Annotated in this window: 20 protein-coding genes; 8 read left to right on the top strand and 12 right to left on the bottom strand. The window is 72.7% G+C overall.

Annotation, left to right across the window (positions count from 1 at the left end; translation table 11 throughout):
* Window positions 1-40 precede the first annotated feature (40 nt).
* Complete coding sequence (locus DRB96_RS08710; RefSeq protein ID WP_112447901.1) at window positions 41-1,072, bottom strand: sugar ABC transporter substrate-binding protein; 1,032 nt, start codon at window positions 1,070-1,072, stop codon at window positions 41-43.
* Between the two features lie 229 nt (window positions 1,073-1,301).
* On the opposite strand from DRB96_RS08710, the gene DRB96_RS08705 reads away from it, so the two are divergent.
* Window positions 1,302-2,306: a Gfo/Idh/MocA family oxidoreductase gene (locus DRB96_RS08705; protein ID WP_112447900.1), complete on the top strand. Its 1,005-nt coding sequence runs from the start codon at window positions 1,302-1,304 to the stop codon at window positions 2,304-2,306.
* Between the two features lie 25 nt (window positions 2,307-2,331).
* On the opposite strand, the gene DRB96_RS08700 is transcribed toward DRB96_RS08705, so the two are convergent.
* The 5 genes from DRB96_RS08700 to allB all read right to left on the bottom strand — a co-directional run bounded on the left by DRB96_RS08700 (window position 2,332) and on the right by allB (window position 7,953).
* Entirely contained in the window at window positions 2,332-3,549 is a 1,218-nt protein-coding gene (locus tag DRB96_RS08700; protein WP_112447899.1) for a cytochrome P450, read from the bottom strand.
* Between the two features lie 56 nt (window positions 3,550-3,605).
* Window positions 3,606-4,427, bottom strand: coding sequence for a DMT family transporter (locus DRB96_RS08695; protein ID WP_239517711.1), 822 nt, complete (start codon window positions 4,425-4,427; stop codon window positions 3,606-3,608).
* A gap of 149 nt (window positions 4,428-4,576) precedes the next feature.
* Window positions 4,577-5,194, bottom strand: coding sequence for a dihydrofolate reductase family protein (locus DRB96_RS08690; RefSeq protein WP_112447898.1), 618 nt, complete (start codon window positions 5,192-5,194; stop codon window positions 4,577-4,579).
* Between the two features lie 300 nt (window positions 5,195-5,494).
* Window positions 5,495-6,607 carry an allantoicase gene (gene alc / locus DRB96_RS08685; RefSeq protein WP_112447897.1) on the bottom strand — a complete coding sequence of 371 codons (1,113 nt, stop codon included), beginning with the start codon at window positions 6,605-6,607 and terminating at the stop codon, window positions 5,495-5,497.
* 2 nt (window positions 6,608-6,609) lie between these two features.
* A complete protein-coding gene (gene allB / locus DRB96_RS08680) occupies window positions 6,610-7,953 on the bottom strand; it encodes an allantoinase AllB (protein WP_112447896.1) in 1,344 nt (447 codons plus the stop codon).
* 327 nt (window positions 7,954-8,280) lie between these two features.
* On the opposite strand from allB, the gene DRB96_RS08675 reads away from it, so the two are divergent.
* Complete coding sequence (locus DRB96_RS08675) at window positions 8,281-9,084, top strand: IclR family transcriptional regulator (protein ID WP_112447895.1); 804 nt, start codon at window positions 8,281-8,283, stop codon at window positions 9,082-9,084.
* 110 nt (window positions 9,085-9,194) lie between these two features.
* Here the strand turns inward: DRB96_RS08675 and DRB96_RS08670 are convergent, their stop codons facing one another.
* Window positions 9,195-9,887, bottom strand: coding sequence for an ABC transporter ATP-binding protein (locus tag DRB96_RS08670; RefSeq protein ID WP_112447894.1), 693 nt, complete (start codon window positions 9,885-9,887; stop codon window positions 9,195-9,197).
* The gene (locus DRB96_RS08665) at window positions 9,884-10,975 is read right to left on the bottom strand and encodes an ABC transporter permease (protein ID WP_112453293.1); all 1,092 of its coding nucleotides are present in this window, start codon (window positions 10,973-10,975) and stop codon (window positions 9,884-9,886) included. Before DRB96_RS08665 ends, DRB96_RS08670 begins: the two co-directional genes overlap by 4 nt.
* 134 nt (window positions 10,976-11,109) lie before the next feature.
* Here DRB96_RS08665 and DRB96_RS08660 point away from each other — a divergent pair, with 134 nt between their 5' ends.
* A complete protein-coding gene (locus DRB96_RS08660; RefSeq protein ID WP_112447893.1) occupies window positions 11,110-12,297 on the top strand; it encodes a sensor histidine kinase in 1,188 nt (395 codons plus the stop codon).
* Window positions 12,294-12,929, top strand: a complete 636-nt coding sequence (locus DRB96_RS08655; protein WP_112447892.1) for a response regulator transcription factor — start codon at window positions 12,294-12,296, stop codon at window positions 12,927-12,929. The genes DRB96_RS08660 and DRB96_RS08655 overlap by 4 nt, the downstream gene beginning before the upstream one ends.
* A 20-nt stretch (window positions 12,930-12,949) precedes the next feature.
* On the opposite strand, the gene DRB96_RS08650 is transcribed toward DRB96_RS08655, so the two are convergent.
* A complete protein-coding gene (locus tag DRB96_RS08650) occupies window positions 12,950-14,437 on the bottom strand; it encodes a PLP-dependent aminotransferase family protein (RefSeq protein ID WP_112447891.1) in 1,488 nt (495 codons plus the stop codon).
* A 336-nt stretch (window positions 14,438-14,773) separates the two neighbouring features.
* On the opposite strand from DRB96_RS08650, the gene DRB96_RS08645 reads away from it, so the two are divergent.
* On the top strand, window positions 14,774-15,355 hold the full coding sequence (locus DRB96_RS08645) for a nucleotidyltransferase family protein (protein WP_343234696.1): 582 nt from the start codon (window positions 14,774-14,776) through the stop codon (window positions 15,353-15,355).
* Window positions 15,356-15,628: 273 nt separating this feature from the next.
* Window positions 15,629-17,248 carry a malate synthase A gene (aceB, locus tag DRB96_RS08640; protein ID WP_112447889.1) on the top strand — a complete coding sequence of 540 codons (1,620 nt, stop codon included), beginning with the start codon at window positions 15,629-15,631 and terminating at the stop codon, window positions 17,246-17,248.
* Window positions 17,249-17,348: 100 nt separating this feature from the next.
* On the opposite strand, the gene DRB96_RS08635 is transcribed toward aceB, so the two are convergent.
* On the bottom strand, window positions 17,349-19,289 hold the full coding sequence (locus tag DRB96_RS08635) for a DUF262 domain-containing protein (protein WP_239516771.1): 1,941 nt from the start codon (window positions 19,287-19,289) through the stop codon (window positions 17,349-17,351).
* Window positions 19,290-19,532: 243 nt separating this feature from the next.
* Here DRB96_RS08635 and DRB96_RS08630 point away from each other — a divergent pair, with 243 nt between their 5' ends.
* Both DRB96_RS08630 and DRB96_RS44400 read left to right on the top strand, forming a co-directional pair.
* Window positions 19,533-20,726 carry a GDSL-type esterase/lipase family protein gene (locus DRB96_RS08630; protein ID WP_239516099.1) on the top strand — a complete coding sequence of 398 codons (1,194 nt, stop codon included), beginning with the start codon at window positions 19,533-19,535 and terminating at the stop codon, window positions 20,724-20,726.
* A gap of 59 nt (window positions 20,727-20,785) precedes the next feature.
* Entirely contained in the window at window positions 20,786-21,754 is a 969-nt protein-coding gene (locus tag DRB96_RS44400) for an MTH938/NDUFAF3 family protein (protein ID WP_239516098.1), read from the top strand.
* A gap of 39 nt (window positions 21,755-21,793) precedes the next feature.
* On the opposite strand, the gene DRB96_RS08620 is transcribed toward DRB96_RS44400, so the two are convergent.
* On the bottom strand, window positions 21,794-23,785 hold the full coding sequence (locus tag DRB96_RS08620; protein WP_112447886.1) for a hypothetical protein: 1,992 nt from the start codon (window positions 23,783-23,785) through the stop codon (window positions 21,794-21,796).
* A gap of 260 nt (window positions 23,786-24,045) precedes the next feature.
* Window positions 24,046-25,455: a nucleobase:cation symporter-2 family protein gene (locus DRB96_RS08615; protein ID WP_112447885.1), complete on the bottom strand. Its 1,410-nt coding sequence runs from the start codon at window positions 25,453-25,455 to the stop codon at window positions 24,046-24,048.
* Window positions 25,456-25,619 lie beyond the last annotated feature (164 nt).

The following is a 25,619-nucleotide window of genomic DNA, read 5'->3' as shown; positions in this document are numbered from 1 at the left end:
CCCCCGGCCCTGGGCTCGCCCCCGGCCTCGCCCCTGCCTCTTATACGCATCTCCGGCGCCTGCCCCGCTTGATGAACTCCTCCAGCTCGGCGGCCTGGTCCGCGGTGACGATCTGCGGCCCGGTGAGGACCGGGCGGCCGCCGCCGAGCACATCGGCGTTGTAGCGGTGGAGCCAGAGCAGGTCGACCGCCTCGTACCCCTGGAGGTAGGGCTGCTGGTCGACGGCGAACCCGAGCGCGCCGGACTTCAGGTCCCGGGCCACGGAGGCGTTCAGGTCGAAGGTGTCGACCTCCGCCTTGCTGCCCGCGGCCTCCTTGGCCTTGACGGCGGTGGGGGCGAAGGGCGCGCCCAGGGTGACGATCGCGTCGACGGACGGGTCGGCCTGGAGCTTGGCCTGGAGGGCGGCCTGGACGGACGGCATGTTGGTGCCCTCGACGTACAGGTTCTCCAGGGTCCCGCCGCCCTCGCCGAGCGTCCGCTTCGCCCCGGCGCAGCGCTGCTCGTGGCCCACGTTGCCCTGCTCGTGCAGGACGCAGACGGCCTTCTTCCTGCCGCGCTTGGCCAGCTCGGTGCCGACCGCCTCGCCGGCGATCTCCTCGTCCTGGCCGATGTGGGTCAGCGCCCCGTACGCGGCGGACTGGGCGGATCCGGAGTTGACCGTGATCACCGGGATGCCGGCCTTGACGGCCTTGGCGAGGACGTCCTTGAGGGCCTCGGGCTTGGCCAGCGAGACGATCAGCCCGTCGACCTTCTGGTCGATGGCGTTCTGGACGAACTGCGCCTGCTGCTGCGCCTGGTCGTCGTGGGCGTAGACGAAGTTGATGTTGTCCTTCGCCGCGGCCTCCTTGGCGCCCTTCTGGACGATGTCCCAGAAGGTGTCGCCGTCGCCCGCGTGGGTGACCATCGCGAAGGTCCAGCGCGGAGTGGACACCGCGGGCCGGCCCGCCGCCTCGGCCTTCGCCCGATCCTCGGCACGCTTGCCGCCCGTACTGCTGCAGCCCACGAGGGAGGCTCCCAGTACCGCCGCGAGCACCGCGCCCACGACGCGCACCCCTGCCTTGACCCTAGCCACGTCTGCCGTGCCTTTCGTTCGTCCCGCCGCTGTCCCGGCGCCGTACCGCGGCCGGTGCGACGCGTCCGCGCCGCTCGCGCCGCGCCCGCCCGGGCGGTCGTGTGTTCGCGGCCGCAGCCGCCCAGTATCCGTCACAGTGCACCATGCAAGGTCATCGGGGCCATCTCGGACTCATCGGGACGCAGCCGGGCAGATTGACAGGTCCCCCGGACGGGGCCACGTTGAGTGCATGCGCATCGGGCTCATAGGAACGGGCCGGATCGGGTCCTTCCACGCGGCGGCACTGGCCCGCCAAGCGGACGCGGGCTCGCTCCTGCTCGCCGACGCCGACCCCGCGCGGGCGGCCCGCCTCGCCGACCGGCTCGGCGCCACCGCCGCGCCCGGCGTCGAGCAGGTCTTCACCTGGGGCGTGGACGCGCTGGTGGTGGCGTGCGCCACCGAGGGGCACGCGGAGCTCGTCGTACGGGCGATCCGCGGCGGCCTGCCGGTGTTCTGCGAGAAGCCGGTCGCCCCGGACCTGGACCGCACCCTGGCGGTGCTGCGCGAGGTGGCCTCGGCCCGCGGGGTGCTCCAGCTCGGGTTCATGCGCCGCTTCGACGCGGGCTACGGCACGGCGCGGGAGCTGGTCCGCTCGGGAGCCCTGGGGCGGCTGCACACCGTACGGACCACGACCGCCGATCCGGCGCCGCCGGAGGCCTCGTACCTGGCCACCTCGGGCGGCCTGTTCCGGGACTGCCTGGTGCACGACTTCGACATGGTCCGCTGGGTGACCGGGCACGAGGTGGCCGAGGTGTACGCGACCGGGTCGGACGCGGGGCCGCCCCGGTTCCGGGAGACGGGCGACATCGACACCGGCGCCGCGCTCCTCACCCTGGACGACGGGACGCTGGTCTCCTGTACCGGCACGCGCTGCAACGGCGCGGGCTACGACGTGCGGATGGAGCTGGCCGGGGAGCTGGACCAGGTCTCCACCGGGCTGGACGACCGCACGCCGATCGCCTCGACCGAGCCGCACGGCCCGCCCCCGGCGAGCAAGCCGTGGTCGGGGTTCCTGGAGCGGTTCGCCCCGGCGTACGAGGCGGAGCTGGCGGCCTTCGTCCGCCTCGTGCGCGGCGAGGGCCCCAATCCGTGCGACGGGGTCGAGGCGCTCGCCGCGCTGCGGGTGGCGGAGGCCTGCGAGCGCTCGCGCCGCGAGCGGCGCGTGGTCCGGCTGGAGGAGCTGCCGGGGCTGTGAGCGGGTGGCGGTCATCGGCCGGCGCCTACCAGCGGACCGGCAGCCGCTTGACGCCCCGGATGAGGGTCCCGGGGAGCCAGTCGCGCGGCCCCGCCTGCGGGTCCTCGGCCAGGCCGGGGAATCGTTCCAGCAGGGACCGGATCGCGATACGGGCCTCCAGCCGGGCCAGCGGGGCGCCGAGGCAGAAGTGGATGCCGTGGCCGAAGGCCAGGTGGCTCTGGCCGGTGCGGTGGATGTCGAACGCCTCGGGCCCGGGGCGGGAGCCCGCGCCGGGGTCCGCGAAGCGGGCCGGGTCGCGGCTCGCGCCGGCCAGGGAGACCAGTACGGGAGAGCCGGCCGCGATGAAGGTCCCGCCGATCTCCAGGTCGGCGCGGGCGAAGCGGTAGGTGGCGCTCTCGACCGGGCCGTCGTAGCGGAGCATCTCCTCCACCGCGCCGTCGATCAGCCCGTCCGGGTCGGCGCGCAGGGCCGCCAGCTGGCCGGGGTGGGCGAGCAGGGCCCGTACCCCGTTGCCGAGCAGGTTCACCGCGGTCTCGTAGCCGGCGATCAGCAGCAGGAAGGCCATCCCGACCAGCTCGGCCCGGGACAGCCGGTCGCCGTCCTCGTCCCGGGTCCGGATCAGGGCGCTGAACAGGTCCGGGCCGGGGCGCTCGCGCTTGGCGACGATGAGCTCGGCCAGGTAGCCGGACATGGCGCCCAGCGCGGCCCTCTCGGGCTCCGGCCCGCTCGGGCCGACGATCTCGGTGCACCAGGCGCGGAAGGAGCCGCGGTCGAGGTCGGGGACTCCGAGGAGTTCGCAGATGAGGGTCATCGGCAGCGGGTCGGCGAAGGCCCCGATCAGGTCGGCGCGGCGGTCCGGGGCGGCCGCCATCGCGTCCAGCAGCCCGTCGGTCACCTGCTGGACGCGGGGGCGCAGCGCCTCGATCCGGCGGGCGGTGAACTCGCGGGCCACCAGGCGGCGCAGCCGCGTGTGGTGGGGCGGGTCGGAGCGCAGCATGTTGGTGCTGAGCGTCGTGGTGGTGGCGGTGCGGTCGGCGTAGAGGCCGGCGGTCTGCCAGTTCTTCAGCACGTCGGGGTGGGCGAGGGCCTGGCGGGCCTCGTCGTGGCCGACGATCAGCCAGACCTCTTCCCCGTCCGCCGCCTTGACGCGGTGGACGGGTCCGCTCGCCCGTAACCGCTCGTAGTGCGGGTAGGGGTTCTCGTTGAAGTCTTCGGCGAGGTTGCTGACGTCCAGGACTGGCATGGAGAGCAGCCTAGGACTGCCGTTCACCCTCCGTGGGAGCGGTTTCGGACAATCGTTCAGCCAGCGGCGCGCCGCCCCCAGGCGGTGCCCGCGAGCACGAGGGCCACGCCCGCGAGACCCGGGGCGCCGAGGTGCTCGCCGCCGATGGCGATGCCCGCGGCGGCCGCCCACAGGGGTTCGGTGCCGAGCAGCAGGCTGACGCGGGAGGGCGAGGTGCGGCGGACGGCCCACATCTGCACGAAGAAGGCGAAGAGGGTGCAGAAGACGGACAGGAAGGCGAGCCCGGCCCACTCGGCGGCCCCGAAGTCCGCGGCGGCCGCCCAGGGGCTCGCGCCGGTGCCGGGCAGCACGGCCAGTACGGCGAACACGGCGACGGCGCTGCCGAGCTGGACGGTGGTCAGGGAGAGCGCGTCGGCGTCCTGGACCGCCTTGATCCGGGCCATGAGCAGGACGTGCAGGGTCCGGGCGAGGGCGGCGCCGAGGATGAGCAGGTCGCCGAGGCCGGGCGCGGTGAAGCCGGCGCCCTGGGTGAGGAGCACGACTCCGGCGACGGAGACGGCCGCGGCGCCGAGGAAGGCGGGCGAGGGCGCGGTGCGGCGGACGGCGGACTCGGCCAGCGGCGTGAAGATCATGGTCAGGCTGATGATCAGTCCGGCGTTGGTGGCGGAGGTGTGCACGACCCCGTAGGTCTCCAGCAGGAAGATCCCGCCGAGTACGAGTCCCAGCACCCCGGCGCCGCGCAGTTGGGCGGGGCTGAGCGCGCGCAGCCGCGACCACCCCGCGACGACGAGCACGGGCAGCACCAGGGCGAACCGGAGCACGAGCACCGCGATCACGGTGTGCGTGGTGGTGATGCCCTTGGCGGCGAGGGTGGACACCGGGGCTCCAGCGGCAGGAGGAGGTGGAGGCGTCGGCGGCTCGCACGGGAGCGTTCACGCTACCGGACCATGATCGGCCCGGTCGAGGGGTTATCCCGGCCGGCGGACACCCCGCCGGCCGGCTCGGACGGCCGGCTCGGACGGGCGGCTCAGAAGGTGCCGAAGGCGGCGCGTCCCTTCGGGCGGTAGGTGTGGATGGCGGTGCCGCTCCCGGTGGTGCGGGAGCCGAGGAGCTCGTACGCCGTGGGCAGCGCGCCGGTCGGGAAGAGGCGGCGGCCCGCGCCCAGGAACACCGGGAAGACGAGCAGGTTCAGCTCGTCGACCAGGTCGCGCGCCAGCAGCCACTGGGCGAGCGCCCCGCTGCCGTGCACCTGGAGCTCGGTGTCCCCCTCCAGCGCGTCCTTGGCCCGGACGACCTCGGCCTGGAGGTCCGCCCCGTCGATCACGGTGGCCGGGCCCCAGGCCGGTTCCTTGAGCGTGGTCGAGGCCACGTACTTGGGCAGCCGGTTCAGCCCGGCCGCGACCGGGTCGGCCGGGTCGTCGTGCTGCGGCCAGTACGAGGCGAAGATCTCGTAGGTCCGCCGCCCGAGCAGGAACGCCCCGGCCCGGTCGAAGACCTCGGTGACGAACTCCCCCATCCCCTCGTCGGCGAACGGCACCAGCCAGCCGCCGTACTCGAACCCGCCGCTGGGGTCCTCGTCCGGCCCGCCGGGGGCCTGCATCACGCCGTCGAGGGTGAGGAAGGTGGTGAGGGTCAGCTTTCCCATGGTTCCGCGCTCCTTGTTCGGTCGTCGTGCGGTCGTCCTTGCACCGGTTCAGACTCCCGGGACGCCCGGGACTCATCGGTGCGGCGCGCGCGAACGCCCTGCCCGTTTCTGCCGGCGGGTCAGGCCGGCCGGCGGCCGTCCTTCACGAGGTCGCGGCTCGCGATCTCGCCGGGTGCGCCCCTCCGGCGGGCGGGAACGCCGCAGGGGCGCACCGGCAACCGGTGCGCCCCTGCGGGCTGTTGAACGCGCCCGGGGGTGTCGGCCCCCGGGGCGGTCAGTGTGGGGCGGGAGTGGGTGGCGTCAGCCGCCCAGCTCCTGGTGACGGGCGGCGTGCGCGGCCGCGCCGGCCTCCGTCAGGGCGCCGTACAGGCGCAGGCGGGAGAAACCGCCGTCCGGGAAGATGTCGATGCGCACGTGCGTGCCGACCGCCGGGGCGTCGAGCACGAAGCGGTGGTTGGTGTCGGGCTGCAGGCGGGTGCGCGGCAGGAACTCCGTCCACTCGCCCTCCTCGCCGGTCTTGACCGACAGCGAGGCCCAGCCGGCCGAGTTGCCCTTGAGGTACGCGGTGTCGATCTCGACGGCGCGGATCTCGGACTCGGCGACGAGCTGGTAGCGGATCCAGTCGTTGCCGTTGTCACGGCGGCGGGCGGTCTCCCAGCCGTCGTCCATCTTGCGGGAGCGGCCCGGGTTGATGGTGTTGGTCGGCGGGGAGTAGAAGCGGTTGGACGCGTCCTGCACCGAGCCGCCGTTCTCCAGCGCGACCACGTCGAAGGTGCCGAGCGCGGCGAGCCACTTCGGGTCCGTGCGGACCTCGCCGTAGACGCGCAGGCGGGCGATGCCGCCGTCGGGGTGCTGGTTGACGCGCAGGTGCGTGAAGCGCTGCTCGACGCTCACCTCGAAGCCGTTGGCCGCGTGGCCGCCGACCGGGGTGCGCTCGACGAGGGTCGTCCACTTGACGTCGGCGGAGAGCAGTTCCTCCTCGGTCGGGGAGCCCGCGACCGAGGTGCCCTGCACGGAGACGGCCTGCGGCATGTTGCCGCGGAAGTGGGCGGTGTCCACGACGATGCCGCGGATCACGCCGGGGGCGCCCAGGCGTACGAGCGCCCAGTCGTGGTCCTCGGCGGTCGGCCAGGGCTGGGTGGCGGAGATGCCGCGGCGGCGGCGGGTCTCCCAGCCGTCCATGACCTTGCCCTTGTGGCCGAAGTCCTCGGGGTCGAAGTGCGCGGCCTCTTCGATGAGCAGGTTCTCGCGCTGGGCGAAGAACTCGTCGTTGGCGGCGATGACACCGGCGCCGAGCGCACGCGCCGCGAGGTTCGCGAACTGGGTGAACGGGAAGTCCGCGGTGCGGTAGTCCGCGTACGGGTCGCCGCCTCCGTACGGGTTCGCGTTACCGGTGAAGGATTCAATCGCCACAGTCAGTTCTGCCTTTCGAGGAGTCGGCCGGTGGGCTCGGACGGGGTGCCGTGGTCGGCGATCTGCGCACCGCGCAGCCAGGTGGACTTCACGACGCCGTGCAGGGTCTTGCCCGCGTACGCCGTGACCTGGTTGCGGTGGTGGAGGTGGGCCGGGTCCACGGTGAACGTTTCTTCGGGGGCCAGGACGGCGAAGTCGGCGTCGCGGCCCACCTCGATCGCGCCCTTCTGCGCCAGGCCGGCGAGAGCGGCCGGGGCGGCGGACATCCAGCGGACGACGTCCTCGAGGGTGCGGCCGCGCTTCTTGGCCTCGGTCCAGATCGCCGGGAGGCCCAGCTGGAGGGAGGAGATGCCGCCCCACGCGGTGGCGAAGTCGCCGGTCTTCAGGTCCGCGGTGGAGGGCGAGTGGTCGGAGACGATGCAGTCGATGGTGCCGTCGGCGAGCGCGTCCCACAGCAGGTCCTGGTTGGCGGACTCGCGGATGGGCGGGCAGCACTTGAACTCGGTGGCGCCGTCCGGGACTTCCTCGGCCGTCAGGGTGAGGAAGTGCGGGCAGGACTCGACCGTGATCTGCACGCCCTCGGCCTTCGCGGCGGCGATCAGCGGCAGCGCGTCGGAGGAGGACAGGTGCAGGACGTGGACGCGGGCGTCTCGCCGCTTCGCCTGGTCGATCAGGTTCTGGATCGCGGTGTTCTCGGCGTCCTTGGGGCGGGAGGCCAGGAAGTCGGCGTACTTGGGGCCCGGGTTCTGCGGCGCGGACTCCAGGTGGTGCGGGTCCTCGGCGTGCACGATCATCAGGCCGCCGAAACCGGTGATCTCGGCGAGCGAGGCGGCCAGCCGCTCCTGGTCGAGCTCCGGGAACTCGTCCACGCCGGAGGGCGACAGGAAGCACTTGAAGCCGAAGACGCCGGCGTCGTGCAGCGGGCGCAGGTCCTTGACGTTGTCCGGCAGCGCACCGCCCCAGAAGCCGATGTCCACGTGCGCCTTGGTGCGCGCGACCTCCTGCTTGACCACCAGGTTGGCGGTCGTGGTGGTCGGCGGCAGCGAGTTCAGCGGCATGTCGAGGATGGTGGTGATGCCACCGGCCGCCGCGGCGCGGGTGGCCGTCCAGAATCCTTCCCACTCCGTGCGACCGGGGTCGTTCACGTGGACGTGGGTGTCGACCAGGCCGGGAAGGAGCACGTCGTCGCCGAAGTCCTCCAGCCGGGCACCGGCCGGTACGTCGACCTCGTACGGCAGCACGGCCGCGATCTTCCCGCCGGCGACGGCCACCGAAGCGGCGCGCGTCCCCTCGGGGGTGATGACGCGCGTCGAGCGCAGTACCAGTTCCACAGCCAGGTCGGACACCGGAACCTCCCCATCTACTTCCACAGAGCGAAATTCAACGTTCTGTTGACGGAGTCTTCCCGTCGATGCGGAACCAGTCAAGAGCGCCCGGACGGACCACTGACCCGCCCGTTCCGCAATTGGATGTTTCCACAGGATGGAATTAAGATTTCACTATGCAGAATGTAGCTACCACCACCAGGGACTGGGCAGGTAACTTCCCGAGGACGTCCGCCACCAGGACAAACCGCCTCTGACCGGCGGGGACGGCATTGCCCCGGCTCTAGGGCCGACGCCGACCGACCGGTAGGCTGCTTCCTTGCCTGCCAGCACCGAAAGGACCGCGCCGTGCCGACGTCCAGCGCCAGCACCACCGACGACTCCACCAAGCCCGCCGCCGCCAGCGGTGGCGTCCAGTCCCTTGAGCGCGCCTTCGATCTGCTCGAACGCATGGCCGACGCGGGGGGCGAAGTCGGCCTCAGCGAGCTCTCCGCCGCCAGCGGTCTGCCGCTGCCCACCATCCATCGCCTCATGCGCACCCTCGTGGCGTGCGGCTACGTCCGGCAGCAGCCCAACCGACGGTACTCCCTCGGCCCCCGGCTGATCCGCCTCGGCGAGTCCGCCTCAAGGCTGCTGGGCACCTGGGCCCGCCCCTACCTCGCCCGCCTGGTCGAGGAGACCGGCGAAACGGCGAACATGGCCCTGCTCGACGGGGACGAGATCGTCTACGTCGCCCAGGTGCCGTCCAAGCACTCCATGCGCATGTTCACCGAGGTCGGCCGCCGCGTGCTGCCGCACTCCACCGGCGTGGGCAAGGCTCTGCTCGCCTACACCCCCGCGGACGAGGTCCGGGCCCTGCTCTCGCGCACCGGGATGCCGGCCGCGACCGAGAAGACCATCACCACGCCCGAGGGCTTCCTGGCCGCCCTGGAGCAGGTCCGCAAGCTGGGCTACGCGGTCGACGACAACGAGCAGGAGATAGGAGTCCGCTGCCTCGCGGTCTCCGTGCCGAACTCGCCGACCGCCGCCGCGATCTCCATCTCCGGCCCGGCCGGGCGGGTGACCGAGGCGGTCGCCGAGTCCTTCGTGCCGATCCTGCAGGGCGTCGCCGCCGAGCTGTCGGTGGCCCTGCAGAGCCAGAACCCGGCGTAGGCCCTGGCCGGGCGGTAGACGCGGAAAGAGCCCGGCGCCCCCTGGTGGGGGCGCCGGGCTCTCGCGTCCTCCCGGGCCGCCGGCCGCGCGGGGCTCCGTACGGGCGCCCGTCAGGCCGCCGGCGCGGGCTCCGCGCCCTGCGTCAGACGGCCGTCGGTCATGGTCGCCGTGGCGTCCATCCGCTCCAGGTGCGCGTGGTCGTGGGTGACCAGCACGGTGGCGGTGGAGCGCTCCCGGGTGAGGGTGACGAGCAGGTCCAGGATCGCGGCGCCGCGCTCGTGGTCCAGGGCGCTGGTCGGCTCGTCCACGAGCAGCACGGCGGGCTCGTTCATCAGGGCGCGGGCGATGTTGATCCGCTGGCGCTGCCCCCCGGAGAGCTGGTGCGGCCGCCTGTCGGCCTTGTCCGCCAGACCCACCGCGTCCAGCAGCTCCAGGGCCCGCCGGCGCAGGGCGCGCGCGGGGCGGCCGTTGATGTGCGCCATGACCTGGAGCTGTTCGGCGGCGGTGAGCGAGGCCAGCAGGTTCGGCTGCTGGAAGACGATGCCGATCTTCTCCCGGCGCAGGGCCGACTTCTCGGCCGCCCCCAATTTCGCGGTGTCCTGCCCCGCGACGACGACCCGCCCCGTATCGGGCGTGACGAGGGTGGCGGCGACCGCGAGCAGACTGGACTTGCCGGAGCCGGAGGGGCCGATGACCGCCGTCAGGGTGCCCGCCGGCACCTCCAGGCCGACCGCGTCCAGGGCCGTGAGCCGGCCGTCGCCGTCCGGGTAGGTGAGGGTGACGTCGGATACGAGCAGGGTCATCGGGCACTCCCGAGAGCGGTCAGGGGGTCTACGGCGGTGATCCGCCGGATGGACAGGGCCGCGCCCAGCGCGCCGAGCGCGATCATGACGGCGGCCGGGACCAGCACCGTGGCGGCGTCGAGCACGAAGGGCACGGCGCCGCCGCTGATCAGGGCGCCGAAGCCGGCGGCGAGCGCGGTGCCCGCGCCCGTGCCGAGCACCAGCATCACCACGGCCTGCCCCAGCGCGTCCTTCAGGAGGTACGGGGTGGAGGCACCCAGTGCCTTCAGCACGGCGACGTCCCCGCTGCGCTGGATGGTCCACACCGTGAAGAAGGCTCCTATGACGAGCGCGGAGATGGCGAAGAGGAACCCCCGCATCAGCTGGAGCGAGCCGTTCTCCGAGGTGTAGGAGCCGATCGCGCTCAGCGCCTCGTCCACGGTCTGGGCCCTGGTGCCGGTGGCCTCGTCCCCGGCCGCCCAGTCCACGTCGCCCGCCGCGTCCAGGGCGACGACCGTGGCGAGGGTGTCGATGGAGGTGCCGGGGTTGCCGACGCGCTGCCAGTCGTTGAGGTCCGTCCAGACGACCGGGGTGTGGCTGTGGGACGCCGTGCCGGAGACGGCGGCCACCGTCAGCTCCAGCGGGCCGATCTTGAGCTTGGCGCCGGCCTTGAGCCCGCCGAGCTCCTCGGCGGCCTTCTCGCTGAGGACCGCCCGCCCCTGGGTCAGGCCCTTGTCCCGCGGGCCCAGCCGGCCCGCCGGATCCACGCCGAAGACCGACACCGCAGCGGTGCGCTCACCCGAGACGGCGTTGGTGGTGCGGATGCCCAGCGGCTCCGCCGAGGTCACCCCCGGCCGCTCCCGCCAGCCCAGCCAGGCCTTCTCGGGCACCTGGGAGTTGGTGAAGGAGACCTTCTGGTCCCCGGCCGGAGCGGCGAAGGCGAGGCGGGTGGTGGCGGGCAGACCGGTGATGGCCGAGATGTTCTCCCGGGCCAGGCCCGCGGTGAGCCCGGACAACAGGCCGACCAGCAGCGTGATCAGCAGTACGACCGAGCCCATCAGGGCGAAGCGGCCCTTGGCGAACCGTAGATCTCTCCATGCGACGAACATGTTCCCCACCTTGGTCTTCCGCGTGGACACAAGGCATCGCGCCACAGTAGTAATCCTCGTATCCAAGGACCCACGCGGACATCGAACTTTTGGTTGACCGGGGCCGCCGGACCCGGACTTACGCTGGTCAGGCCATGACTGCTCCCCGCACCCTGACCCCGGTCTCCCGCGTCCTGCGCCTGTGCCTGCACGCGCTGCTCTTCGGCCTGCTCGCGCTCGCCGCCGGACGGGCCGTCGCCGACTCCAGCCCGCGCGCGGGCTGGGTGGTCGCGGCCTGCGCCGTGCTGGCCGCCGTGTACGTGGCCGGCGTACTGGCCCCCGTGGTGCACCGCTCGGCGCGCGCCGGGGCGGTGTGGCTGGCCGGGCTCTGCGCGGCCTGGGCGGGGCTGCTCGTGGTCTCCCCCGACGGGCTGTGGATCGCCTTCCCGCTGTACTTCCTGGAGCTGCACCTGCTGCGGCTGCGCTGGGGGGTGACGGCCGTGGCCGTCACGGCCTGCGCGGCGATCGGCGGCTTCCTCGCGCACAGCCGGTCGGTGACGCCCGGGGCCTTCCTCGGGCCGCTGCTGGGCGGGGCCGTGGCGGTGGCGACCGTACTGGGCTACCAGGCGCTGTACCGGGAGAGCGAGCGGCGCCGCGAGCTGATCGAGGAGCTCATCACGACGAGGGCCGAGCTGGCGGCGGCCGAGCGCTCCGCCGGGATCCTGGCGGAGCGCGAACGCCTCGCCCGGGAGATCCACGACACCCTGGCGCAGGGGCTCTCCTCCATCCAGCTGCTGCTGCGGGCGGCGGAGCGCAGCCTGCCCGCGGACTCGCCGGCCGTGGCGCACATCGGCCGGGCCCGGGAGGCCGCGCAGGACAACCTCGCCGAGGCGCGGCGGTTCGTACGGGCCCTCACGCCTCCCGACCTGGAGCACGGTTCGCTGCCGGCCGCGCTGGAGCGACTGTGCTCGGGGGCGCCGGGCCCGCGGGTCCGGTTCTCCCTCAGCGGCACGCCCCGGCCCCTGCCCACGCCCTACGAGGTGGCGCTGCTGCGGATCGCGCAGTCGGCGCTGGCCAATGTGGTGCGCCACGCGGGCGCGGGGCGCGCCGAGATCACCCTGACCTTCATGGACACCTCCGTGACGCTGGACATCGTCGACGACGGCAAGGGCTTCGATCCCTCCTCGGCCTCCTCCGCCCCCTCGGGCGGGGGCGGCTTCGGCCTGCCGGCGATGCGCTCGCGGGCCGAGACCCTCAGCGGCCTGTTCACGGTCGAGTCCTCCCCCGGCCAGGGCACCGCCGTGGCCGTCACCCTGCCCTTGCCCGCGGAGGCACTGTCATGACGATCCGGCTCCTCCTCGCCGACGACCACCCGGTGGTCCGGGCCGGGCTGCGCGCGGTGCTGGACACCGAGCCGGACTTCGCGGTGGTCGCGGAGGCGGCGACGGCGGAAGCGGCCGTGGAGATCGCCGGCCGCGCCGGGGTGGACGTGGTCCTGATGGACCTCCAGTTCGGCCCCGGCCCCGGAATGCACGGCTCGGCGGCCACGGCGCTGATCACGGCTCGGCCCTCGGCTCCCCGGGTGCTGGTCCTGACCACGTACGACACGGACGCGGACATCCTGGCGGCGGTGGAGGCGGGCGCCTCGGGCTACCTCCTCAAGGACGCCCCGCCGGAGGAGCTCGCGGCGGCGGTCCGCACGGCGGCGGCGGGCCAGTCCGCGCTGGCCCCGGCGGTGGCGCTGCGCCTGATGGACCGCATGCGCACGCCCGCGGAGGCCCTGACCAAGCGGGAGCTGGAGGTCCTCCAGCTGGTCGCGGACGGCCTCTCGAACCAGCAGATCTCCAAGCAGCTCTTCCTCAGCCAGGCCACGGTCAAGTCCCACCTGGTCCACATCTACGCCAAGCTCGGCGTCGACTCCCGCACCTCGGCGGTGGCCGCGGCCGCCACCCGCCGCCTGATCCGCACGCCGTAAGCCCCCATCCCGGGGGCGGCCTACGCCACCCAGTACGGGCGCTCCACCGACGAAGGCAGCGGGACGCCGTCGTGGAAGGCCGCCGCGAGGCGGCGCACGCCCTCGTCCAGCCGGTCCGCCGGCAGGGAGTACGGGATCCGCAGCCGGTGCTCGAAGGTCCCCGGGTCCACCCCGAAGCGGGCGCCGCGGCCGATGTGCACCCCGGCCCGCTCCGCCCGTTCCGCCAGCGCGGAGCTCACCGGCTCGCCGAGGTCCACCCAGAGCGAGAGGCCGCCCGGGGGCAGCTGCCAGGACCATTCCGGCGTGTGCCGCTCCAGCGAGGCCACCAGCGCCGCCCGCTGTTCGCGCAGCTGCTCCAGCCGCCCGGGCAGCGACCGCTCCAGGCCCTCCAGCAGCGGCAGGGCCACCAGCTGGTCCAGTACCGACCCGGTCATGTCGCTGGCGACCCGTACCGCCGTCAGCTCCGTGATCATCTTGGCGGTGGCCCGGACCCACCCGACCCGCAGCCCGCCCCAGTGCGTCTTGCTCAGCGACCCGATGGTCACCACGTGCTCGGCCCCGCCCCTCGCCGCGAGCGAGGCCAGCGGGGCGGGCGCGGGCACGTCGAGGGCGATGTCGGCGATGGTCTCGTCCACCACCAGCCAGGTCCCGGTCCGCCGCGTCGCCTCGAGCAGCCGCACCCGCTGCTCCCGCGGCATCAGCGCGCCCGTCGGGTTGTGGAAGTCAGGGATCACGTACGCCAGCCGGGGGACGGTCTGGCGCAGCGCGGACTCGGCGATCTCCAGGTCCCAGCCCGCGTCGGAGACGGCGATCGACCCGGTGCGCAGCCGCGCGTGCCGCAGGGCGTCCAGCGCGTTGGCGTAGGTCGGGTTCTCGGTCATCACCCGGTCCCCGGGCCGGCACAGCAGGCTCACCACCAGCGCGAAGGCGTGCTGCGCGCCCGCCGTGACGAGGATCTGCTCCGGGCGGGTGGCGAGCCCGCGCCGGGTGAACCGGTCGGCGACGGCCGTGCGCAGGTCGGGCAGCCCGAAGGGGTGGTAGCCGGGACTGCGGGCGAGCTCCGGGAGCCTGGACCCGGCCCAGGCCAGCGCGTCGGTGAGGCTGCCCTCGGGGGCGCCCATGGCGGCGATGGCGAGGTCGATGCCGGGGTCGCCGTCGGCGCTGTAGCCGCCGGCGCCGACGAGGGCGTGCGCGCCGACCGGGCGGTGGCCCTCGGGGAGCTCGGTCCAGGTGCCGGAGCCGCGCCGGCTGCGGACGTAGCCGCTCTCGCGCAGGAGGTCGTAGGCGCCGGTGACGGTGGCCCGGCTGGCGCCGACCGCTTCGGCGAGCTCGCGTTCGGCGGGCAGCCGGACGTGCAGGGCGATCCGGCCGTCGAGGATCAGGGTGCGGACGGCGTCGGCCAGGGACCGGTAGCCGGGGCGTGCCAGTACCTCCGCCGGGAGCAGGGCGGCGAGCTGGCGGCTGCCGAGCATCCTGTCCGCCGTATGGACCACTCGCCCGTTTGCCATGCCAACCTCCCTCGATTGGCTCTGCCCGCCAGGCCAATCCAAGTCCAGACTCGCTGCATTGGCCCCCGATTGGCAAGGAGATGCCGCGATGTTGACCGACCGTGACGAACGGGCCCTGATCGCCGCCGCCCAGAACCGGATCGCCGAGCCCCTGCGGGTCGGGGCCGCGCTGGCCGCCGTGGGACGCCTCCTGCGGCGCGAGCGGGGGCAGGGGAGGGGGCCCGAGCGAGAATCGGTGGCATGGCACCCCACAGCGGCACGCACGAGCAGCACGAGTACCAGCAGCAACAGCACCGGCACCGGCCCGCGGCGGAAGCGGTCGGCTCCGCTCCCCCGGTGATCGCGGGCCTGCTCCTCGCCGCCGGCGGCGGACGACGCCTGGGCGGCCGCCCGAAGGCCCTGTTGACCTACCGGGGCCGCCCGCTGGTGGAGAACGCCGTACGGGTCCTGCGCGAGGCGGGCTGCGGCCCGCTCCACGTGGTGCTCGGCGCCTCGGCCGCGGAGGTGCGCGAGCGCGCCGACCTGAGCGGATGCGTGGTGCGCGAGAACCCGGACTGGGCCGAGGGCATGGGCTCCTCCCTGCGGGTCGGCCTCGCCTCGCTGGCCGGTACGGGCGCCCGCGCGGCCCTGGTGTCCCTGGTGGACCAGCCGGGCATCGGACCGGAGGCGGTGGCCCGGGTCAGGGCGGCCTACCGCTCCCCCACGAGCCTGGTGGCGGCGGCGTACGGGGGCGAGCGCGGGCACCCGGTGCTCTTCGGGGCGGACCGGTGGCCGGACATCGTGGCGACGGCCACGGGCGACAAGGGCGCACGGGTGCACTTGTCGGCGCACGCGCAGGAGCTCACGCTGGTCGAGTGCGGGGACGTCGCGGAGCCGTTCGACATCGACACCCCGCCCGACCTGGCACGACTCGCTTGAGCCGGACTCGCGTCCGGCCTCAGCGGGGCGTGACCGCGATGGCACTGAGGGCCACCACCGAGCGGATTCTGTCGACTCAGAGAATCTCGACATCAACAAACCATTGAACTTCCACCATGAGGAAATTACTATCCACTGGTCAGAAGCGCCCTGAACCCCCAGACGGCGCCCGCGACCGTATTCCGGAACTCTCCACACCCGACGGCACTGCGTGCCGTCCAGCGCGAGCATTCCCCGCGGCCGCCAGGCACCGCCGCTGAAGGAGTGACAGATATGTCCGCACCAGCGCCGTCATCGCTGGCCATCGTCGACGCCGAGCCCCTGCCCCGGCAGGACGAGGTCCTCTCGGACGCGGCTCTCGCCTTCGTGGCCGAGCTCCACCGGCGGTTCGCCCCCCGCCGCGCCGAGCTCCTCGCCCGCCGCGGCGTGCGCCGTGCCGAGATCGCCCGCACTTCCACCCTCGACTTCCTCCCGGACACCGCACAGGTCCGCGAGGGCGACTGGAAGGTGGCGCCGGCCCCGGCCGCGCTGAACGACCGCCGTGTGGAGATCACCGGTCCGACGGACCGCAAGATGACCATCAACGCCCTGAACTCGGGCGCCAAGGTCTGGCTCGCCGACTTCGAGGACGCCTCGGCTCCCACCTGGGAGAACGTCGTCATCGGCCAGCTCAACCTGATCGACGCCTACGAGCGCCGCATCGACTTCACCGACGCCCGCACCGGCAAGGCGTACGCGCTGAAGCCCGCCGAGCAGCTCGCCACCGTCGTGATGCGCCCGCGCGGCTGGCACCTCGAGGAGCGCCACCTGCGCTTCGAGGACGGCCCGGCGTCCGGCTCGCTCGTCGACTTCGGCCTGTACTTCTTCCACAACGCCAAGCGTCTGATCGACCTCGGCAAGGGCCCGTACTTCTACCTGCCGAAGACGGAGTCGCACCTCGAGGCGCGCCTGTGGAACGAGATCTTCGTCTTCGCCCAGGACTACGTCGGCATCCCGCAGGGCACGGTCCGCGCGACCGTCCTGATCGAGACCATCACCGCCGCGTACGAGATGGAAGAGATCCTCTTCGAGCTGCGCGACCACGCGGCGGGCCTGAACGCCGGCCGCTGGGACTACCTCTTCTCCATCGTCAAGAACTTCCGTGACGGCGGCGAGAAGTTCGTCCTGCCGGACCGCAACGCGGTGACGATGACCGCCCCGTTCATGCGCGCCTACACCGAGCTGCTGGTCAAGACCTGCCACAAGCGCGGCGCGCACGCCATCGGCGGCATGGCGGCCTTCATCCCGTCCCGCAAGGACGCCGAGATCAACAAGATCGCCTTCGAGAAGGTCAAGGCCGACAAGGACCGCGAGGCCGGCGACGGCTTCGACGGCTCCTGGGTCGCCCACCCGGACCTGGTCCCGATCGCCATGGCCTCCTTCGACGCGGTCCTCGGCGAGAAGCCGAACCAGAAGGACCGCCTGCGCGAGGACGTCCACGTGGCCGCGGGCGAGCTCATCGCCATCGACTCCCTGGACGCGAAGCCCACCTACGACGGCCTGCGCAACGCGGTCCAGGTCGGCATCCGCTACATCGAGGCGTGGCTGCGCGGCCTCGGCGCCGTCGGCATCTTCGGCCTGATGGAGGACGCGGCCACCGCCGAGATCTCGCGCTCGCAGATCTGGCAGTGGATCAACGCCGGCGTCGTCTTCGAGAACGGCAAGCTCGCCACCGCGGACCTGGCCCGCGAGGTCGCCGCGGCCGAACTCGCCGCGATCCGCGCCGAGGTCGGCGAGGAGGCCTTCACCTCCGGCAAGTGGCAGCAGGCCCACGACCTCCTCCTCCAGGTGTCCCTGGACGCGGACTACGCCGACTTCCTCACCCTCCCGGCCTACGACCAGCTCGTCGGCTGACCACCCGCTTCCGACTGAAACGCACAGCAGCCGGAAACCGGCGGCGCCCCCGGAGCCCACGGCTCCGGGGGCGCCGTCATGCGCGCCGCGTTCTTGCCGGCTACGCGGCGCGGGCTCCCGCGATGTACCCGCTCAGGGCTTCGGCCGTGTGGAACACCCGGTAACCGCACGACTCCAGCGCCGCCCGTACGCCGGGCTCCGGCTCGAAGACCAGTACGACGGGGCTGCCCGACTCCTCCTGGAGCCCCCGCGGCCAGACCGCCGCCGCGATGGTGATCACCTCGCCGGTGTCCGGGTCCGCCACCTCCGCCTCGGTGTCCGGAGCGGCCAGCCCGGCCTCGGCGACGATCCGGAGCAGCAGCGCCAGCCCGGGGGCCTCCTCCTCGGAAGCCGGCCGCGCCGCGTCCGACCCGGCCGCGGGGCCCTCCCCGGGCGGGCCGGACTGGGCCGGCACCAGGGCGACTTGGGTGGAACCGTCGTGCAGCGCGTTCAGGAACCCGTTCGCGGCGGTGGTGAGCAGCTCCCGGCGGGCCTGGAGGAAGGCCGGGTAGTTCTCGACCTTCCACAGCTCCCGGTCCAGGGGGATCCACTGGCTGGCGAGCACCCCGGGATTCCTGGCCTCGGCCTCCTCCAGGTACTCGGCCGGATCCTTCGCGCTGATCTTCAGGTTGCTGTCCTGGGTGAGGAAGCAGAAGTTCGCGACGGCGTTGATCTGGACCTGGCCGTATCCGTGGTCGCGCAGGCGGGCCTTGGGGAAGATGTGGTGCACCTGGAGCGAGGCCATCTTGCCGAGCATGTTGTGCTTCAGCGGGACGCCGGTGATGAGGTCCCGGGCGCCGTGGACGCGGGAGAGCATGTAGAGCAGCGGGTAGAACCGCGCCCCGATGGTGTACCCGTCGAAGTCGTCCGGGCGGATGTCGAGGTGGCCGCGGCTGCGGCGCAGGGCCGCGATGAGCTGGTCGACGCCGCCGCCCTCGCCTTCGAGGGCGTGGAGGTCCTGGTTGAGGGTGGTCTCGACCGAGGCCGCGTGGCGGCCCCACAGGAAGCTGTGGACGTACCAGAAGAGCAGCCGGTCGCACGTCCTGGCGTCGGGGAACGATCCGCCGCTCAGATGCAGCAGCCGGGTCATCACGGGGAACGCGGCACGGCCGCCGAGCACCCGGTCGTGGTCCAGGCCCAGCCGTCCGCCGAGGACGTCCAGGAGGTGGGACACCGCGTGCTCCGTGGACTCCAGCCCCACCTTGAACTGCGCGACGCCGACTTCGTCGAGTTTGGCGAACTGCGCCTCGCCCGTCAGCACGGCGTTGGCATTGCGCAGGAGCCAGTCGAGTTTGAAGTCGAATCCCGCCTCCGCCCAGTACGCCAGGGCGGCGTTCATGGTCGGCCGCGCGTCCGGCCAGAAGGCGCAGATCCTGGCGAGCGCGAGATCGCCCTTGGAAAGCTTGGTGCCGCCGGAATTCACCTTGTTGAAGATGTCGACGACGACCTCGATGGTCTTGTCCTCGCCGGTCACGTCCTCGATGTGGACGTGCCGCTCCTTCATTTGGAGGATCTTGCTGAGGCGTCCGTGGTACGTGCCGAAAAGGTCCTGTCCCACGCCCGTGGCCTGCACGATCGCGAACAGCCCGTCGATTCCCGTCGCGAACAGGCCCGTTACGTCGACCCAGCAGGGATCGACCTTCATCTTGGCGGGCGCGTAGAACTCGAACGTCTCGGTCTCGACGTTGAAATACAGTCCGGTGAAGGCCTCTTTCCTGCCCTCGAAGAATTTCGGGGGCCGGCCGCGCGTCACCCCGTACAGGGTGGTGACGCGCTGCTGTCCGTCGAGTAGCAGCTGGATCGCCCCGCCCTTGCCCGACACCCCGCCCCGGGTGTCCGCCGTGGCGGCCTCCGTGCTCCAGGTCAGAAAACTGCCGACCGGGTACTGCCGGTACATCGAGTGGAAGAACGCGCGCACTTGGTCGCGGGTCCACACGTAGCCGCGCTGGAACTCGGGAAGGGCGATGTCGCCTGAGTCCACCTTGTCCAGGATCTGATACATCTGCACCGGCTGCCCCCACCTGTTCGGCTTTCTGTCGAGAAAATCTAACAGCCGCCGGAGGCCGCTGTTCCGGGCCGAACGACCGACCGGTTGTTACTTGTTCGTAACTTGCTTGTACCTAGCGGTAACAACGCACGGGGTGGGACCTTTCCGATTGCCACCGGCCGGAGGTAACCCCCACTTACCCCGCCATGCACCGGAGTTGTTCCCGGCTCCCGCATGGCCGACCGCAGGAGTTCCGCAGTGATCGGATTCCGCAACGACAGCACGAACCGGGCCGCCCGCAGTCGAGTGCGACGACTGGCCGGGTTCGCGATGGCACTGCCGCTCGCCGCCGGGGCACTGGTGGCCGGCGGGGCCGGGACGGCCGTGGCCGGGCCCGGGAACGGACCCACCGCCGCGGTGTCCATGGGCGACAGCTACATCTCCGGCGAGGCCGGGCGCTGGAAGGGCAACAGCCTGACCAACAGCGGCAGTCGGGGCGGCACGGACCGGGGCTGGGTGAGCGGCAGCACCTACGACCCCGGCAAGGTCTACGGGGCCACGGCCGGCGGCTGCCACCGCTCGGACTCCGCCGAGGTCAGGAGCGCCGGCGCCATCGCCGACGTCGCCGTCAACCTGGCCTGTTCCGGCGCGACGTCGCAGAACGTGTTCCGCGCCTCCCACGGCGGTGTCGCCTTCAAGGGCGAGGCCCCGCAGGCCGACCAGCTCGCCGCCGTCGCCGCGAGCAACAACGTCAAGGTCATCGCGCTGTCCATCGGCGGGAACGACCTCGGCTTCGCCGACATCATCAAGGAGTGCGCGTACGACTTCATCCTCTGGAACTCCTACTGCCACGACGACCAGCAGGAGGGCGTGAACGCGAAGATGGACGCCGTCATGGCGGACGTCGGCAAGTCCGTGGACGAGGTGCGGGCCGTGATGCGCGGCGCCGGCTACGCCGACTCCTCGTACCGGATCGTGCTGCAGTCCTACCCGTCGCCGATCCCGCGCGGGGCCGAGAACCGGTACACGCAGAGCGACTGGAGCCGGCTCAACACCGGCGGATGCCCGTTCTGGAACAAGGACTCCGACTGGGCGCGGGACTCGCTCGTGCCGCAGATCGCCGGGCGCCTCAAGGCGGTCGCCGCCGCCAAGGGCGCGCAGTTCCTGGACCTGAAGGACATGATGCAGGGCCGCGAGGTGTGCGCGAAGGCGAGCAAGCTGGTGACCTCCTCGGTTCCGGCCTCGGCGAAGACGAGCGAGTGGGCGCGCTGGATCGACAGCAGCGAGACGCAGGGGCTGATCCAGGAGTCCATGCACCCCAACCACTTCGGCCAGCTGGCGGCCGGCCGCTGCCTGGCGCTGGTCGTCGCGCAGCCGGCGAGCAGCGGGTTCGGCTGCAAGAACACCGCCGGCGGGGACCAGACCGGCATGTACCTGACGCCCACCTCCTGACGGGCTCCCGCCCCTAATTCGAATGATCGGGGCCGCCGCGGGCTGGCATGCTCTCAGGCATGCCAGCCCGTACCGCGCGTCCCGCCCGCCCTGCCCGGCCCAGCCTCTACATCTCCGTGGACATCGAGGCGGACGGGCCCGTCCCCGGGCCCTACTCGATGATCAGTTTCGGGGCCGCCGTGGCGGGGCGGCAGGACGGGGCTTCGTATACGGCCGCCGATCCGGAGCGGGACACCTTCTACCGGGAGTTGCGCCCGATCAGCGAGGCGTACGTGCCGGAGGCGCTCGCCGTGAGCGGACTGGACCGCGACCGGCTGGTCCGCGAGGGCGCCGACCCGGCCGCGGCGATGACGGAGTTCCGCGCCTGGGTGCGGGAGGTCTCGGCCGGGGCGCAGCCGGTGATATGCGCCTACCCGGCGTCCTTCGACTGGACCTTCCTGTACTGGTACTTGATGAGCTTCGGCGGCGACAGCCCCTTCGGGCACTCGGGCTGCATGGACATGAAGACCCTCTACGCCGCCAAGGCCCGCGTCCCGCTGCGCGCCGTCGTCAAGGGCCGCATGCCGCGCGAGCTGCTCTCCCGGCGCCCGCACACGCATCACGCGCTGGACGACGCGATCGAGCAGGCCGAGCTGATGAGCAACCTCATGCTGTGGGTCCCGCCGGCCCGGTCCCCGCTGGTCACCGCGCTCGCCTGGGGCCGCATGGAGGTCGAAGGGCTCGCCCCCGGCAAGGACTTCGTGCTGTACCCGGGCGGCGGCCGCGCGTGGGACTGGGCCGTGCACGGCACCCGGCACGAGCCGGGCATCCAGCCGGCGGACGTGCGCGAACTCCTCGACCGGGGCTGTACGGAGGTCGTCCTGAGCCGCGGCATGGAGCTGCGGCTGCACACCATGCCCGAGACGCTGGACCTGCTGCGGGGCGCCGGGGTAGAGGTGCACGTCGAGGAGACGGCCGCGGCGGTCGCCCTGTACAACCGGCTGGCCGCGACCGAGCGGGTCGGCGGGCTCTTCCACTCGACCTGCTGAACACTCGACCCGCTGAACACCCCGGCGCCCGCCGCCGGCTCACGCCGCCAGGTCCGGCAGGAGCTCGCGCAGCGGCGTACGGGCGCCCGACGCGTAGGACGTCCGGAAGGCCTCCGGGGTGAGGCGGGCGCGGACCACGCGCTGGGCGCGGGGGGCGGAAGCCGCGGGCGGCCGGGTGCGGGAGACCGCGCCGAGGAGGCGGGCGGCTTCGGCGTAGCGGCCCTGGTCCGCCTCCAGTTCCGCGAGGAGTTCCACCGAGAAGGCCTGCCCGAGCCGGTCGTCGAGCGCGATCTGGGTCCTCAGCGCACGCAGCAGTTCGGTGCGGGCCAGCGCCGGGCGGCCCTCGCGGCGCTGGACCAGGGCGTGGGCGTAGCTCACCCAGGCGCGGGCCCACAGATCGGCCGGGGCGTCCGGCGGCCCGTCCTCGACCGGAACGGACGCCGGGTCGGTGTGGGCCACGGCCATGGTGTGCGCGGCCGCCAGCGCTTCGCGGCCGGGTCCGAAATCGGCATCGGGATCGGGATCGGCCGGAAGGAGTTCGAGTCCCTCCAGGTACTCCGCGGCGGCCTCCTCGTAGCGGTCCTCCCACAGCGCGATGGTGCCCCTGACGTGCGCGAGGTAGGCCAGGCAGGTGTCCTCGCCCTCCTGTACGGCCGCGGTCCACGCCTCCACCAGCAGGGGATCGGCGCCGTCCGCCTCGCCGAAGCTCGCCACGAGCCACGCGGCGAGCCACAGCGCCCGGGCGGGCCGGGGCGCGGGGTGCAGGGCCAGGGCCCGTTCCAGGTGCCGCCGCCCCTCCGCCACCATCCCGCACGCGGACCACAGGAACCACAGGGAGACCGCGATCTCCAGGGCCGCGCCCGGGCCGCTGGCGGAGAGCGGGTTCATGGCCGCGCGCAGCTCGGGGAGTTCCCGTACGGCCAGGGCGCGCGCCTCGCGCTGCGCGCCGGCGCGCCACAGCCGCGCCGCCCGCTCGGCGAGGACCCGGCAGCGCTCGTGGTGGCGCCGGGAGGTGGCCGGGCCGTCCCCGGCGGGGCCGTGCGCGAGCAGCCGGCCCGCGTACGCCCGTACGGACAGCGGCAGTCGGTAGCGGCCCGGTCCGGCGTCCGCCAACAGGGCGGGGGCCAGCCGTTGCAGGGCCTCGACGGCGGTGTCCGGGGTGAGCGCCCCGAAACCGCACACCTCGGCGACGGCCGCCCGGTCGAAGGAGCCGGCGAAGACGGAGAGCCGCTCCCAGAGCAGCCGCTCGGCGGGCGGGGCGAGCCGGTGCGAGCGTTCGGCGTCGACCCTGGTGCCGCGCCCGGCGCCGCCCGCGAGGAAGGCCAGCGGGTCGGAGCCGAGTCTGCGGAGCGCTTGCGCGGGCGCGTACTGGTGCGCACGCCCCGCCGCGAGCTCCAGTGCTCCGGGTATCCCGTCGAGTGCCCGGCACAGCGCGCCCACGGCGGCGGCGTTGCGCTCGGTCAGCTCGAAGAACGGGTCGGCGCCGCGCGCCCGCTCCTCGAAGAGCCGGACGGCCGCGTACCCCTCGATGCCGGCCACCGGGAACCGCTCGGCGGGGTCCGGCGCCGCTTCGCCTGACGGCACCGCCAACGGGGGCACGGCGAGCACCGCCTCCCCGGCCAGGCACAGCCTGCGCTGCGAGGTGGCCAGAATGCGCAGTTCCGGGAGGCGCCGGAGCAGTTCGGCCACGAGTTCCGGGCCGGTTTCACCGAGCTGTTCGCAGCCGTCGAGCACGAGCAGCGCCCTGCGTCCCGCGAGCCGGGCGCCGAGCTCGCCCTCCCCTTCCGCCCAGTGGCGCTCGGGCAGGGCCGCGAGATCCACCCAGACGGCGTCGAGCCCGCTGCGGGCGGTCAGCGTGCGTACGGTGCGCACGGCGAGCCGGGTCTTGCCGATTCCGGCCGGGCCGGTGAGCGTGACCAGGCGTTCGGCGGAGAGCATCGAGGCGAGGGCGGCCAGCTCCCGCTCCCGCCCGATGAAACTGGACAACTCGGCGGGCACCGCCTGGCGCATGCCCGAGCCGGCCTCCCCCACACGTCCTCCCGCGATCCGATCCGTGCGCGCAACTTGCGTCTCTCAACAGTTGAACGCACAAACAGAGATGATCGGGTCATCATCCCGCCATCGCGCCACCGACCGGGAGAACCGCCAAGGAGAGCATACGAATTCGGCCATCTCCACCATCTCCGCCATCGACACCACGGAGGGGCACGCGCGCGCGGCGGTGCGCACGTCAACCCCGCAGTGGGTGACGTGCGCACCGCCGCTCCGCGCACCGGCCGGGCAGAGCCCGGTCAGTGCACCGGCACCGGGTCCGCGGCCTGGGCCGCGCCCTTCTTGGCGCCGAGGTGGTTGAAGGCCAGGTTCAGCACGATGGCCACGACGCAGCCGGTGCTGATGCCGGAGTCGAGGACGACCAACAGGTCCTGCGGGAAGGCGTGGTAGAAGCCGGGGGCCGCGATCGGGATCAGGCCGATACCGAGCGCGGCGGCGACGATCAGGGCGTTCTCGCCCTTCTCCATGGCCGCGCCGGCCAGGGTCTGGATGCCGCTGGCGGCCACCGAGCCGAAGAGGACCACGCCCGCGCCGCCGAGGACCGGCAGCGGTACGACTCCGATGACGGAGGCGGCCATCGGGCACAGCCCGAGCAGGATCAGGATGCCGCCGCCGGCCGCGACGACGAACCGGCTGCGCACCTTGGTCATGGCGACCAGGCCGATGTTCTGCGCGAAGGCGCTGCACATGAACCCGTTGAACAGCGGGCTGACCGCGCTGCCCAGGGCGTCGGCCCGCAGGCCGCCCTCGATGGTCCTCGCGTCCGCCGGACGACCGACGATCTTGCCCAGCGCGAGGATGTCGGCGGTGGACTCCGTCATGCACACCAGCATCACGATGCACATGGAGACGATCGCGGCGACCTGGAACTGCGGGGCCCCGAAGTGGAACGGCGTCGGGAAGCCCACGACGTCCGCGTTCACGACGGCGTCGAAGTTCGTCATCCCCAGCGGCAGCGCGATGAGCGTGCCGGCCACCAGTCCGAGGAGGATGGAGATCTGCTGGAGGAAGCCGCGCAGGAACTTGCGCATCACCAGGACGATCGCGAGGGTGGCGGCGGCCATGGCGATGTTCTTCACCGAGCCGTAGTCGGTGGCGGTGCGGTTGCCGCCCTGGGACCAGTTGAAGGCCACCGGGAGCAGCGAGACGCCGATCAGGGTGATGACCGTACCGGTGACGACCGGCGGGAAGAACCTGACCAGGCGGCCGAAGTAGGGGGCGGCGAAGAAGCCGAGGATGCCGGCGACGACGATCGCGCCGAAGATGATCGGGATGGCGTTGTCGCCCTCCCCCTTGCCTATGGCGATCATCGGGGTGACTCCGGCGAAGGAGACGCCGTTCACGAAGGGGAGTTTGGCGCCGATCTTCCAGAATCCGAGCGTCTGGAGGAGGGTGGCGATGCCTGCGGTGAAGAGGGAGGCGCCCATCAGGAAGGCGGTCTCGGTGGCGGAGAGGCCTACGGCCGGGCCGACGATCATGGGCGGGGCCACTACACCCGCGTACATGGCGGCTACGTGCTGGAGACCGCTGGTGAACATTTTCAGCGGTGGCAAGGTCTCGTCGACCGGGTGTTTCACCCCGGGGTCGCCCGCGACCTGTGGTACTGCGACTGCGTCTGCGTCTTTGCGAAACCTGGGCGCCTGGGCCACGGCTTCCTCCGAACTGTTTAACACGTCGGCAGGGACGTGATGTGTCTGGGAGGTGATGCGAAAGCTGAGCTGTGCGAGTCGAGCCTGTATGGAGTTGTGGGTGCTGCGGGGTGCTGCGAATGCTTGTCCCAAGGGGTGCGGAAACGGTTCGCCCGAGTCGTTCC

Origin of the sequence: Streptomyces sp. ICC1 (assembly GCF_003287935.1) — a bacterium.
Taxonomy (GTDB): Bacteria; Actinomycetota; Actinomycetes; order Streptomycetales; family Streptomycetaceae; genus Streptomyces; species Streptomyces tritrimontium.
The sequence above is the reverse complement of the archived record's forward strand: the minus strand, read 5'-3'. Positions and strand labels throughout refer to the sequence as shown.